General features: G+C 61.4%; 14 protein-coding genes. 7 read left to right on the top strand and 7 right to left on the bottom strand.

The features are described 5' to 3' along the window. The first annotated feature begins 2 nt into the window (after positions 1-2). Together NHH88_18475 and NHH88_18470 are read left to right on the top strand one after the other, a co-directional pair. Complete coding sequence (locus tag NHH88_18475) at positions 3-782, top strand: TatD family hydrolase (protein ID USX11692.1); 780 nt, start codon at positions 3-5, stop codon at positions 780-782. A gap of 7 nt (positions 783-789) precedes the next feature. Beyond that, positions 790-1,467 carry an ankyrin repeat domain-containing protein gene (locus tag NHH88_18470; protein ID USX11691.1) on the top strand — a complete coding sequence of 226 codons (678 nt, stop codon included), beginning with the start codon at positions 790-792 and terminating at the stop codon, positions 1,465-1,467. 37 nt (positions 1,468-1,504) lie between these two features. Here the strand turns inward: NHH88_18470 and NHH88_18465 are convergent, their stop codons facing one another. From NHH88_18465 to NHH88_18455, 3 genes are read right to left on the bottom strand one after another with little or no spacing between them, the layout of a single operon-like run. Further along, on the bottom strand, positions 1,505-1,978 hold the full coding sequence (locus NHH88_18465) for an RES family NAD+ phosphorylase (protein ID USX11690.1): 474 nt from the start codon (positions 1,976-1,978) through the stop codon (positions 1,505-1,507). After that, the gene (locus NHH88_18460) at positions 1,975-2,538 is read right to left on the bottom strand and encodes an MbcA/ParS/Xre antitoxin family protein (GenBank protein USX11689.1); all 564 of its coding nucleotides are present in this window, start codon (positions 2,536-2,538) and stop codon (positions 1,975-1,977) included. Before NHH88_18460 ends, NHH88_18465 begins: the two co-directional genes overlap by 4 nt. A 30-nt stretch (positions 2,539-2,568) precedes the next feature. Next, positions 2,569-3,381: an alpha/beta hydrolase gene (locus NHH88_18455; GenBank protein ID USX11688.1), complete on the bottom strand. Its 813-nt coding sequence runs from the start codon at positions 3,379-3,381 to the stop codon at positions 2,569-2,571. Positions 3,382-3,565: 184 nt separating this feature from the next. On the opposite strand from NHH88_18455, the gene NHH88_18450 reads away from it, so the two are divergent. From NHH88_18450 to NHH88_18440, 3 genes are all read left to right on the top strand, one after another. Next, positions 3,566-4,489: a methyltransferase domain-containing protein gene (locus tag NHH88_18450; GenBank protein USX11687.1), complete on the top strand. Its 924-nt coding sequence runs from the start codon at positions 3,566-3,568 to the stop codon at positions 4,487-4,489. A 58-nt stretch (positions 4,490-4,547) separates the two neighbouring features. Further along, entirely contained in the window at positions 4,548-4,796 is a 249-nt protein-coding gene (locus NHH88_18445; protein ID USX11686.1) for a hypothetical protein, read from the top strand. A gap of 158 nt (positions 4,797-4,954) precedes the next feature. Continuing rightward, positions 4,955-5,155, top strand: coding sequence for a hypothetical protein (locus NHH88_18440; protein ID USX11685.1), 201 nt, complete (start codon positions 4,955-4,957; stop codon positions 5,153-5,155). A gap of 218 nt (positions 5,156-5,373) precedes the next feature. Here the strand turns inward: NHH88_18440 and NHH88_18435 are convergent, their stop codons facing one another. Next, the gene (locus tag NHH88_18435) at positions 5,374-6,978 is read right to left on the bottom strand and encodes a methyl-accepting chemotaxis protein (protein USX11684.1); all 1,605 of its coding nucleotides are present in this window, start codon (positions 6,976-6,978) and stop codon (positions 5,374-5,376) included. A 244-nt stretch (positions 6,979-7,222) separates the two neighbouring features. Beyond that, positions 7,223-8,269 carry a phospholipase A gene (locus NHH88_18430; GenBank protein USX11683.1) on the bottom strand — a complete coding sequence of 349 codons (1,047 nt, stop codon included), beginning with the start codon at positions 8,267-8,269 and terminating at the stop codon, positions 7,223-7,225. Positions 8,270-8,537: 268 nt separating this feature from the next. Here NHH88_18430 and fusA point away from each other — a divergent pair, with 268 nt between their 5' ends. Further along, a complete protein-coding gene (gene fusA / locus NHH88_18425) occupies positions 8,538-10,649 on the top strand; it encodes an elongation factor G (protein USX11682.1) in 2,112 nt (703 codons plus the stop codon). A gap of 48 nt (positions 10,650-10,697) precedes the next feature. Here fusA and NHH88_18420 read toward each other — a convergent pair whose 3' ends face one another. After that, positions 10,698-11,204 (bottom strand): hypothetical protein, encoded by a 507-nt coding sequence (locus NHH88_18420; protein ID USX11681.1) that lies wholly within the window; start codon positions 11,202-11,204, stop codon positions 10,698-10,700. Positions 11,205-11,248: 44 nt separating this feature from the next. On the opposite strand from NHH88_18420, the gene NHH88_18415 reads away from it, so the two are divergent. Continuing rightward, positions 11,249-11,488 (top strand): hypothetical protein, encoded by a 240-nt coding sequence (locus NHH88_18415; GenBank protein USX11680.1) that lies wholly within the window; start codon positions 11,249-11,251, stop codon positions 11,486-11,488. Here NHH88_18415 and NHH88_18410 read toward each other — a convergent pair. Further along, entirely contained in the window at positions 11,478-12,548 is a 1,071-nt protein-coding gene (locus NHH88_18410; protein USX11679.1) for a heparan-alpha-glucosaminide N-acetyltransferase domain-containing protein, read from the bottom strand. The two genes, NHH88_18415 and NHH88_18410, sit on opposite strands and share 11 nt — an antisense overlap. Positions 12,549-12,550: the final 2 nt, after the last annotated feature.

The following is a 12,550-nucleotide window of genomic DNA, read 5'->3' as shown; positions in this document are numbered from 1 at the left end:
GTATGTTTATCGACTCCCATTGCCATATTAATTTCCCCGAGCTGGCTGCTCGCATGCCCGAAATCCTGGCCAAGATGGCCGACAACAAGGTGACGCACGCGCTGTGCGTGTCGGTCGACTTGCCGGATTTCCCCCAAGTGCTGGCGCTGGCCAAGGAATACCCGCACATCTACGCCTCTTGCGGGGTGCATCCCGATTACGAGGACACGCCGGAACCAAGCGTCGAACAGCTGGTCGAACTGTCCAACCACCCGAAGATCATCGCCATCGGCGAGACCGGCCTGGATTATTTCCGTCTGCAGGGAGACCTGGAATGGCAGCGCGAGCGTTTTCGCACTCACATCAAAGCTTCAAGAATCACGCGTAAGCCCTTGATTATTCACACGCGCGCGGCCAGCGAGGACACGATCCGCATCATGCGCGAGGAGGGCGCCGGCACCGAGGCTGGCGGCGTCGCCGGCGTCATGCACTGCTTCACGGAATCGCTGGAAGTGGCTCGCGCGGCCATCGACATGGGCTTTTACATCTCGTTCTCGGGCATCGTGACTTTCAAGAGCGCCAAGGACTTGCAGGCGGTGGCGCTGGAAGTGCCGCTGGAGCGCATCCTGATCGAGACCGATTCGCCGTACCTGGCGCCAATGCCGCATCGCGGCAAGATGAACGAGCCGGGTTTCGTCGCCCACGTTGGCGAATATATCGCCAAGCTCAAAGGCATACCGGTGGAGCAAGTGGCGGCACAGACTTCCGCCAATTTCTTCAAATTATTCAACGTTGTGGCGTGAGAAGCTCATGTTGATTCTACAGACAGTTCGCCGCCGTTTCCTGCTGGGTGTGGTCGCACTTGCCGTAGCGCTGCCGGCCTTCGCCGCCGATCAGACGGATGACGAGGTTGCGTTCTTCCGGGCCGTGCAAGTCGATTACGTCGCGGGCGTCAAAAAGGTGCTGGCGCGCGGCCTCAATCCCAATGTGCGCGATCCCAGCGGCGAGACCGGTTTGATCCTGGCGATGCGTCACGAAGCGGTCAACGTCGCCACCTTGCTAATGGATCAGCCGGGCATCGACCTGGAAGCCAAGGCGCCCAACGGCAACACCGCGCTGATGATGGCGGCATTCCGCCAGAACAAGCCGATGGTGCTGGATATGATCAAGCGCGGTGCGCACGTCAATCAAAAGGGCTGGACGGCGTTGCATTACGCGGCGGCGGCCGGCAGTGTGGAAATCACCAATATCCTGTTGGAGCAGCATGCCTACATCGACGCCGAATCGCCTTCCGGGATGACGCCGCTGATGATGGCGGCCCGCGAGGGCGCTGAGCAGGTGGTGGAAGTGTTGTTGCAGCAGGGCGCCGATGCCACGCTGAAGGATCGCGGCTTTAAGCTGACGGCTTCCGAGTTCGCCACCAAGGCGGACAAGCCTTGGATCGCCAAGACGATCGACGCGTTTTTGGCGGCCAAGGGCAAACGCTAAGCCGGGTCGATCACGTTTGAACAGGGCTGGCGCTCAATCAAGGAAAGAACCGGGGATCGTAGCTCCAACGCTTCAGGGTGGTTGCGACGACGGCGGCGGCGTCGCGGTGCAGCGGATTGATTAGTATGTTGGATTCGTCCGGTACGATCACCGAGGGCACTTGCAGGACGGCCGTCGCGCTCGCCGCAACCCAGGCGTCGCCCGCCGCTCTGGCGCTCATTCCAGCCGGAATTGCGTCCCATCCACCTGGCAGCGGCGCGAGGACATCGCGCGCGGCCCATACGTCATCCGGAATATCGATGCGCACCAGATAGCGATTGTATGGGAGGCCGCCGCCACGCAGATAATGGACGGTCTCAAGGGTGGCCAGCGCGATGTTTGCGGCGCAGTAGACCACCGCCGTGCCCTTGCTATTCCAACGACCGCCGGTCCTCTTGGCGCCGGCACCGCTCAAATCATTGGCTGCGTAGGTTGGCGCCTCGACCGCAATCCGCCAGACCGGCACGGTCACGCGTAGGCTCCGCTCTGACTCATCGACAGCAACTCGGACACCAGTTTCTGGCCCTCGAATGTATCCATATAACTCGCCGGCGTCTCGCCAGCCAGCGCCGGCAACGGCTTGGTGAGCCACTCCGATAACCAGCGCGCGGCGTCGAACCCGGTCGGATCGCCGGACTGCTCGACCATGGTTTGCACCATGCCGATCAGCGTTTCAACCCCCAGTACCCGTTCCGATTCATCCTTGGACAACACCGTGGCATCCTTCTCTTTCCGGCTGATCGTCGCGCGCGACAAGCCCAGGCTGGACAGCAAAGTTTCCTTGCTCATGCCCATGCGCGACGAAAGATTGCCGACCATCGACGCTGGAATGCCTTGCCTTATCACAGCAATGCGCGCCTGTGGATCGACGCGGTAAAGATGGGCACCATCGACGATCGTGACGCCGTGGCGGACCACCGCCGGCGCTGTGGTGTCCGCCAGGACGAGACCGCCGCCTGCCGCGGTTGCCGCTTTGATGCGTGCGGGGCTGGACGCTGTCGTCCGCTTTGCAACGGTCTTGGAACCTGACATAAATTGCCTCCTTTGAGACGACAGTATAGATCAAACGAGGCATTTGACAAGGCGGTCCAGATAGCGCGTGATCACCTCTGAGCTGGCCGATGGTGCGCTCATATGCGGGCAGTGGCCGACATTGGTGATCACCTTGAGCGTGCTGTTCGCCAGATGCTTGTGCAGATATTCCCCCACCTCGCGCGGCGCGATCAGGTCGTCGCTGCATTGCAGGATCAGGGCCGGCACGGTCGACTTCTCCACGTCCGCGCGGTGGTCGGCGGTGAACGTCACCCGGGCGAAATGCCTGGCGATCTCGCGGTCGTTGGCCTGGAAACGGACCAGCAATTCCTTCGCCAACGCCGGTTTGGTCGGCGCCCCCATGATGGTCGGCGCCATCACCTTGGTCCACTCCAGGTAATTGTCGTCCATCATTTGCAGCAAGCCTTCGATGTCTTCCGGGTTGTAGCCGCCGACGTAGTCGTCATCGTTGATGAAGCTGGGCGACGGCCCGACCATGACCTGGGCGAGAAACTTGTCCGGGGCCTTGATTGTGGCCAGCATGCCGATCATCGCGCTGACCGAGTGGCCGACGAAGATCACCGGCCCCGTGGCGAATTCATCGATTATTTCCAGCATGTCGTCGGCGTAGCCATGCAAGGTGCCGTACTTGTCGCGGTCGTAGGCCGACAGGTCGGAGCCGCCGCTGCCAACCAGGTCCAGCAGGATCACCTGGTAGCGCTCGGCGAAGTGCGGGTATAAAAAGCGCCACATCGTCTGGTCGCAGCCGTAGCCGTGCACCAGCATCATGGTGTGATCACCATCGCCGTAGCAATGGACGTTGTTGCGTTCTTGAAGCGACATGGCGTACTTTCGTGCAGCGGATCGCTATAATATAATTGAATACGGTTTCTGATAACTTTCTTGCGGAAAAGCAGAACTGGCAGGGGTTTCCCACCTAGCTCGCCACTTTATAGGTGGACAATCTTAACGATAATAGGTTCACCGTATTGCATCAAAGCACAATGCGCCACAACCAAGGGAAACCATGCTGAACGAACGCGAAATCGAAAGCTGCTATCTGGGGCAATTCATACCAGTCCACTACCATCACAACATGCTGATGGACCAGAACCGTATGCACGGTTTCAAGTCGGCCATCGATTACGCGGTCAAGCCTGGTGCCAAGGTGCTCGAGCTGGGCGGCGGTACCGGCGTGCTGTCCTGGTTCGCGGCGGCCAAGGCGGAGAAGGTGTATTGCGTCGAGTTTAATCCAGACATGGTCAAAGAGGCGCGCAAGATGCTCGCGCTCAATCCCAACGGCGAGAAGGTCGAGGTGGTGCACGCGGACGCCTTCGAGTACCTGCCGCCGGAGCCGGTCGACGTCGTCATCTGCGAGATGATCCACGTGGCCATGTTGCGCGAAAAGCAGGTCGAGGTGATCGAGTCGTTCAAGCGGCGCTATCTGGAGCGCTTCGGCGGACCGCTGCCGGTGTTCCTGCCGGAAGCGGTGATCATGGCGGTGCAACCGGTGCAGCAGGAGTACGATTTCGAAGGGTTTTACGCGCCCATCGTCCAGTTCCAGGAGACCAACGTAGTCTATCCGGGCACGGTGGAGGCGGCGCAGCCGGCCGTCTACAGCATCATCGATTTCAACCAGCCCAACGAGCTGGCGTATGCATGGCAGGGCAAGTTCGTCATCGAAAAGGCCGGCGAGATCAGCGCCATGCGCTTCGTGACCAAGAACGTGCTGGCCGTGGTCGCCGAGCGCTCGACCACCATCGATTGGCTGAACCACTACATGACCTTGCCGCTGGCGACGCCGATCAAGGCCAAGCAAGGTGACGTGTTGCAGGTCAGCTTCCAGTACCGCGCGGGTGGCTCGATCCCGTCGCTGCAGGCCGCGCTGCGCGCCGAAATCCTGCACGATACCGTGACGCAGCCGGCCACGGCCATCGCCGCCTACGCTTAAAAAGTCCCCACGAAGGTCGTTCTGAAGCGTATATTTCGTCTTTTACAGAAAGAGATATATGGAACAGAACGACCAGCGCTACCTCATCCAGCAAAATAAAATCGCCGACGGCGAGACCAAACCGCCCGTGTTCGCCAAAGTCATGCGTAGCAAGGACGGCGCCTTCGAGGGCGTGTCCTTCATCAAGTCCAAGGAAAAGGCGTCGATCCTGACCATCGACCAAGCCAACGAGGCGATCGCCTGGGCGGGCAAGAAGAAGCCGAACGCCCACGAGTACGTGACCAAGATTATCTGCCTGGGCCAGTAGTCTGCGGCTGGTAAGGCCCGGCTTTCTCCTCCGTTTATCCCCGAATTCCTGCGATTGATCGCGTTTATACGCAGTTGGTCGCACGGGAATTGCCCGCGTCGCCGCACCGTTCTACAGTGACAGCATTGACAATCGCATCACTGGATCGGGGGCGTCTCATGCTGAGTTTTGTGCTGTGGCTGGTACTGCTTTTTCTTTGCTGGCCGCTGGCCTTGCTGGCGCTGCTGCTGTATCCGGTGTTCTGGCTGCTGACGTTGCCGTTCAGGCTGATCGGGATAGGCGTGGAGGGCGTGTTTGAACTGCTGCGCGCCGTGGTGCTGCTACCGGCGCGCATCCTGCGGGGTTCGCCGGGGCGTTGAGACGTCGGGGCAATCTTGGGGCCGTTGGCGGAGCTTGGCGGATTACGCTACGCTAATCCGCCCTACGTGTCTCCGCAGTCATTCGACACACGGGCCGCCGCGAACGTGCGTATCCGTTGACATCAGACCTCCGCTTCATTCCGGAGGCACGTAGGGCGGATTAGGCGGGACGCCGTAATCCGCCATGTGTGCGTCACCGGCGGCGCATCCATCATCAGCTATGCAGGCAGTGCGATCCGTGGCCGCTTGGTCTGCGCTAGACGCGGCGCGCGAGGCGCCTCGTCCAACCGGAACACTCCGACCACCTCCGACAAATGCGACGCCTGCTCGCGCATGCTTTGCGCCGCTGCCGCCGCCTGTTCGACCAAGGCCGCGTTCTGCTGGGTCACATCATCCATCTGAATGATCGCTTCGTTGATCTGCGAAATGCCGGTGGTCTGCTCGGCGCTGGCCAGGCTGATTTCGCGCAGAATACCGGTCACTCGTTGCACGCTGGCCACCACTTCATCCATCGTACTGCCCGCCTGATTGACGAGATGGGCACCGGCGTCAACCTGCTGCACCGAGTTGCCGATCAGGGTCTTGATTTCCTTGGCGGCGGCGGCAGAGCGTTGTGCCAAATTCCGCACCTCGGATGCGACCACCGCGAAGCCGCGTCCCTGCTCGCCGGCGCGCGCCGCCTCCACGGCCGCGTTGAGCGCCAGGATATTGGTCTGGAAGGCGATGCCGTCGATGACGCCGATGATGTCGACGATCTTGCGCGACGATTCGTTGATCGCGCCCATGGTGTCGACCACCTGTGCCACCACGTTCTTACCCTTCAGCGCGACCTCCGAGGCGGACTCCGCCAAGATATTGCTCTGCTCGGCGTTTTGCGCGTTCTGCTGCACCGTGCTGGTCAACTCCTCCATCGACGATGCCGTTTCCTCCAGCGCGCTGGCCTGGCGTTCGGTGCGGGCAGACAAATCCATATTCCCGGTGGCGATCTGGACCGAGGCGGTCACCATCGTGTCGGTGCCGGTGCGGACTTGGCCGACGATGTCCGTCAGGCTCTGGTTCATGTCCTTGAGCGCGCTCATCAACTGCCCGGTCTCGTTGGTCGACGTCACCTCGATACGCGCCGAAAGGTCGCCGTCGGCGACACGGCGTGCCATGCCCACCGCGTGGTTCAGTGGCACGGTGATGCTGCGGCTGGCGCTCCAGGCGATCAGCAAGGTCAGCGCCACGGTAACCACGGCGATGCCGATCATCAGCCGTGCGGCCGAGGCGAAGCCCAGCTTGGTCTGTGCGGCCTCGTCCTTCATGCGTTCGGTTTGCACCATGCTCATCTCGCTGAGCAGGCTGACGTAGTTGCGCTCGTTCTGGGCGATGGAGGTCGTCAGCAAGGCGCGGGCCTCGTCCTGTTTGCCTTCATTGATCAGCTTCATCAATGACGTCTGTCCTTCCAGGTCAACCTTGCGGGCGGCAACGATGGCGGTGAACAGCTCGCGGGCCTTGGGGATGTTGAGTACCTTGTCCATTTTGTCGAGCAGCTCGCGGTTGCTGGCCCGAATCGCGTTCATCGTATCGACCTCGCGCTGCACGGCGGCTGCGTCGGCGGCTATGGTGACATTGCGCATGTGCTTGTGGATGTTGGCGACGTTGTATTTGACGTTGTTGGTCAGTTCGATTTTGTAATAGCGGTCGTCGATGATGTTGTACAGACGCTGTTCGGCCGACGACATACCTCCCATCGCGACGGCGACGACGACGAGCAGCAAGGCGACGACCAGTCCAAAAGCCAGGCCTAGCCGTGCGCTAATTTTCAAGTTTGCGAATTTCATTATTTCCCCCAGTGCGCCACGTATTGACGATGCGTATCCGGTTCCGCTTGGTGGTCTAGTGGCCGGTCACGGGACCGGTCGCGCCACATCGGCGGAAAACCGAAAGTATCTGCACAAGCAGATGCCGAGGGAAAATATAAGGCAGTTTCATGCCGAGAGGCAATGGGAGTTTTGTGCCAAATTCGACACAGGGAAAGACCGCAAAGCGAGCTGTGCAGCGGCTTTGCGGCTTGTTTGACAATCTTTAGAAATCGACCTTGAAGCCGCCGCCGATGGATTTTTGCGCGTAGTTATAGTCGATCAAACTTTGGCCGTAACCGCTGAAAACTTGCACATATCCCTTCAGGTTGGCCGACACCGGGAACGCCCAGCCGGCTTGCAAGCCGCCATGGTTGGTGTGGAAGTTACGCCGCGCCGTGACCGACAATTCATGGCCATCGAAACGGTAGCTCGCGTTCAGATCGCCATGGCCGAGGTAATCGGTGATGTCGATGTTGTCGTTGTCCGAGCGCGCATTGTCCAGCCTGCGCCACAGTCGGAAGTTGACGGCGAAGTTGCCTTTCTCGGCGCCCACCTGCGCGTAAACCCGGTTCCAGCTGCGCGACAACGTCGATGTCTGGCCGTTCGACTGGTGCACCAGGCCCAAGGTCAAGAAGCGCACGTCGACGCCGCCCAGGTTCAGCGCCAGCGGCGTGGTCAGCATCAGCTCCGGCTGGTAGTTGGTCTCGCGGAAAGGGCTCGATTCGGAGCGGTTGTAAGCCTGCCAGAAACTCTCCTGCGTGTAGCCGAACCACAGATCGACCGGCCAGCCGAAGGCCTGCTCGATCATCTTCATCTTGAAACTCAGCTGGTACATCAACTCGACGTGCTTGGATTTGAGGCCGTCGGGCGAGAATTCCTGGAACGGCGTATCGTTGTTGCTGGTGCTGTAATTCGCCAATAACAGGTAGTTGTCGCGGTGCGGCCGGAAGTTGAACACGCCGCGCTTGGCCGAGCGGTCCAGCTCCCACCATTGCACCATGCGCGAGACCTTGTCCTGCGGCGGAATGGTGGTCAGTTCGGCGACCTTGGCCGGGATCGGCGCGTCTGCCGGCGCCGCCGGCGGTTCGGCCGGCTGGGTGCTGGCCGGCATCACCACGCCGTTGACCAGCTTGCTGTCGTTGCCCGGATCGGGCACGCCGACGGCCGCGCCGCCCGCCGCCTGCTTGGTCGGCGTGGTGCGCGCCAAGCCGTCGTAGCAGGCGAGGCGGGCGCTGGCGTCGCCCAGTACCGAGCAACGTTCGATGCGCAATTCGAGATCGGCGGGCTGCGGCGGCGCGGACTGTGCTAAAGCCAGAGCCGGCCCCATGCCTAAGGAGAGGAGAAGGGCGGTATTACGTCGGAGGACCATGCATTTTTTCCAGGTGAGATGTAAGCTTGCAGTTTATTACACAGACTACATTAATTGCCGTTAGGTATGTCGCACATTAGGAAAGTTTTTCAGGGCTTGATTTCGGCAACTATCGCCGCACTTGAGACTACCAAGGCTTAAAGACACGACGTGTTCAAGGAGATTTGTGATGACCCGCAAGACCCCCATCGAGCGTTACCGCAACATTGGCATCAGCGCGCACATCGACGCTGGCAAGACCACCACCACGGAGCGCATCCTGTTTTATACCGGCGTCAATCACAAGATCGGCGAGGTGCACAATGGCGCCGCGACGATGGACTGGATGGAGCAGGAGCAGGAACGCGGGATCACCATCACCTCGGCCGCCACCACCGCCTTCTGGAAAGGCATGGCCGGCAATTTCGCCGAGCACCGCATCAACATCATCGACACGCCGGGCCACGTCGACTTCACGATCGAAGTCGAACGCTCGATGCGCGTGCTCGACGGCGCCGTCATGGTCTATGACGCGGTCGGCGGCGTGCAGCCGCAATCGGAAACCGTCTGGCGCCAGGCAAACAAGTACAAAGTGCCGCGCATCGCCTTCGTCAACAAGATGGACCGCGTCGGCGCCGACTTTTTCCGCGTGCGCGAACAGGTGGCCAACCGCCTGAAAGGCGTGGCCGTGCCGATCCAGATTCCGCTGGGCGCCGAGGATAACTTCCACGGCGTCGTCGACCTGGTGAAGATGCGCGCCATTAACTGGGACGACGAGAGCCTGGGCGTCAAGTTCACCTACGAGGACATCCCGGAGCACCTACAGGCGTTGGCACAGGAGTGGCACGACAAGATGGTCGAGGCCGCCGCCGAAGGCACGCCCGAGCTGCTGGAAAAATACCTGGACGGCGGCGTGCTGACCGAGGAAGAGATCAAGACCGGGCTGCGCCTGCGCACGATCCGCAACGAGATCGTGCCGATGCTGGCCGGCAGCGCGTTCAAGAATCGCGGCGTGCAAGCGATGCTGGACGCGGTCGTCGAATACCTGCCGTCGCCGCTGGACGTGCCGGCGATCGCCGGCACCGACGAGGACGACAATCCGATCGAGCGGCATCCGAGCGACGCGGACCCGTTCTCGGCGCTCGCCTTCAAGATCATGACCGATCCGTTCGTCGGCCAGCTGACGTTCTTCCGCGTGTATTCGGGCGTGGTCAATTCCGGCGACACGGTCTACAACCCGACCAAGAGCCAGAAGGAGCGCCTGGGCCGCATCCTGCAGATGCACGCCAACGAGCGCAAGGAGATCAAGGAGGTGTACGCGGGCGACATCGCCGCCGCCGTCGGGCTGAAAGGGGTGACCACCGGCGACACGTTGAGCTCGCCGGACCACGTCATCGTGCTGGAAAAGATGATCTTCCCGGAACCGGTGATCTCGCAGGCGGTCGAACCGAAGACCAAGGCCGACCAGGAAAAGATGGGCATCGCGCTCAACCGCCTGGCGCAGGAGGACCCGTCCTTCCGCGTGCATACGGACGAGGAATCGGGCCAGACCATCATGTCCGGCATGGGCGAGCTGCACCTGGAGATTCTGGTGGACCGCATGCGGCGCGAGTTCAGCGTCGAGGCGACGGTGGGCAAGCCGCAGGTGGCCTACCGCGAGACCATCCAGAAGGCCGCGAGCGATGTCGAAGGCAAGTTCGTCAAGCAGTCCGGCGGGCGCGGGCAGTACGGCCACGTGGTGCTGACGCTGGAACCGATGGAGCCTGGCAAGGGCTATCAGTTCGTCGACGCTATCAAGGGCGGCGTGGTGCCGCGCGAGTACATTCCTGCGGTCGACAAGGGCGTGCAGGAGACTTTGCGCAGCGGCGTGCTGGCCGGTTATCCGGTGGTGGACGTCAAGGTGACGTTGACCTTCGGTTCGTACCACGATGTCGATTCGAACGAAAACGCCTTCCGCATGGCCGGCTCGATGGCGTTCAAGGACGGCATGAAGCGGGCAGACCCGGTGCTGCTGGAACCGATGATGCAGGTCGAGGTGGAAACGCCGGAAGAGTTCATGGGCAACGCCATGGGCGACCTGACGGCGCGGCGCGGCATGGTGCAGGGGATGGACGAGATTCCCGGCGGCGGCGGCAAGATCATCCGCGCGCTGGTGCCGCTGGCGGAGATGTTTGGCTACTCGACGACGTTACGTTCGCTCACGCAAGGGCGCGCCACGTACACGATGGAGTTCAAGCACTACGCGGCGGTGCCGAAGCACATCCTCGACCAGATCGCCGTATCGTCCAAGTCGCGGCATTAATATGATCAACGCGGTAATCCGTCATGCATGGCGGACTACCGCGTATTTCTAATCGAACACCTTCAATTTCAACTGGATCGACAACGCGCCGTACAACCGATCCTTATACTTCGGCACAAAGGCCACATTCACCCCCACGCTCTTATATTCAAAACTGGCGGTCGGTATCAATGCCGGGAACCAGCCGCCATCACGCATCTTCGGATAGCCGTTAAAAGCCCCCACCACCGCGCCCAGCCGCACCGGCCCGACCTTGAACGGCTGGTAATACACGCCGATATAATTCGAATACGCCCGGTCGCTGTTATAAAACCGCCCGGCGGTGGCCGACGCCACCGTCGAGAACCGATACTCCGCCCCCAGGCCCGGATTGCTATCGTTCAAATCCTTGTCGCGATCGAAGTGATACGAGTAAAACCCGCCATTGAGCCAAACCTCCTTCAGCGGCGCCGATTCGATGGTCTCGAAGGTGTCAGCCACGGCCGCTCCGGACAGGCAAGCCAACAACGGCAGCAGCGTGCCGGCCGCGATGGAACTACGCAAACGCTTGATCATCCGAAGCTTTCTTCAGTGTTGTTGAGAACGTTGGATTATAGCGAATGATTGCTTCCGCCTTGATCTGGATTAGAAGCCAAATATTCCACCAGAGCAAAATGATTGTTCCAAAATCAACAAAGGGGATGATCATGAACCGGTTCAATTTACTCACTTACACGGCCGCGCTGGCATTGGCGCTGGGCGCCTGCGTATCGACGACCAAACCTGGCGCTGTCGGCACGCAGCGGCATCAGACGTTGGTGGTTTCGGTGGATGCTGTCGCGAAGATGGTTAAATCGTGATGCGCCAGCCGCGTTTTTCCGCGTACACCGTCGCCAGCCAGAAGACGGCGGTGAAGCAGGCCGCGAAGGCCAGCGATGCCGCCGCCGGCCCGAGTAGCGGCGTAATCGGCGTGGCGAAGACATTTTGATATAACGGCGTCAGGACACCGCTATAGGCCAGCAGGCAAGTGGCGATCCACGATCCGGCGTAGGCGGCGATGGCGTTGATGCCCATCGAGCGGCCCAGCGGCGGCCAGCCGCGCACGTCGATCAACTGGTAGGCGACGGCGATGGCCAGCATGCCGAAACCGCCCGTCCACAGGACGAACGACGACGTCCACAGTTGTTTGTTCAGCGGCAGCAGCAGCGACCACACGCCGCCGGCGGCCAGCGCCACCACGCCGCCAATGGCAAGCTGGCGAATCCGGCCGTAGCGCAGCCAGGCGCCCGCCCGCAAACCGAGGATGACCGTCGCCAGCGACGGCAGCGTGCTCAAGATGCCCTCGGGTTCGTGCGCCAGTCCCGTCGCCGCATCGTATTGATAGGACAGTGGGCCGAGCAGCGCGCTGTCGATGCGGTCGGCCAGATTCAGGTTCGGCTCCAGCGAACCCCCGGCGACCAGCATTCCCCAATACCCCAGCAGTATCGCGACCAGGATCGCCCACTGCGCCCGCGCGCCGCGCACGTAGATGGCCAGCAGGCCCGCCGCCGCGAAGCAGATGCCGATCCGCTGCAGCACGCCGAGCAGGCGGAATGGACGTCCATCCATCATCAGCGTGGAGATGGCGTTGAGGGCGAGACCGAGCAGGAAGATGCGCGCGCCGCGCAGCAACACCGTACGGGCCAGCGCCTTGCGCGCGAGCGGACCGGCGTCGGCGTCCAGTTGCCGGCCCAGCGCCAAGTGGAGCGACACGCCGACGATCAGCAGGAAGGTAGGGAAGATCAAGTCCGCCGGCGTGCAGCCGTGCCAGTGTGCGTGCTCGAACCAGGGGTAGATGTTTGACCAGTCACCCGCGTTGTTCACCAAGAGCATGGCGGCCACGGTCAGGCCTCGTACGGCGTCGATAGAGTTAATGCGCATAG

The sequence above is a fragment of the Oxalobacteraceae bacterium OTU3CAMAD1 genome, from assembly GCA_024123915.1.
Classification (GTDB): domain Bacteria; phylum Pseudomonadota; class Gammaproteobacteria; order Burkholderiales; family Burkholderiaceae_D; genus Rugamonas.
This window is presented reverse-complemented; position numbering and strand designations above follow the sequence as displayed.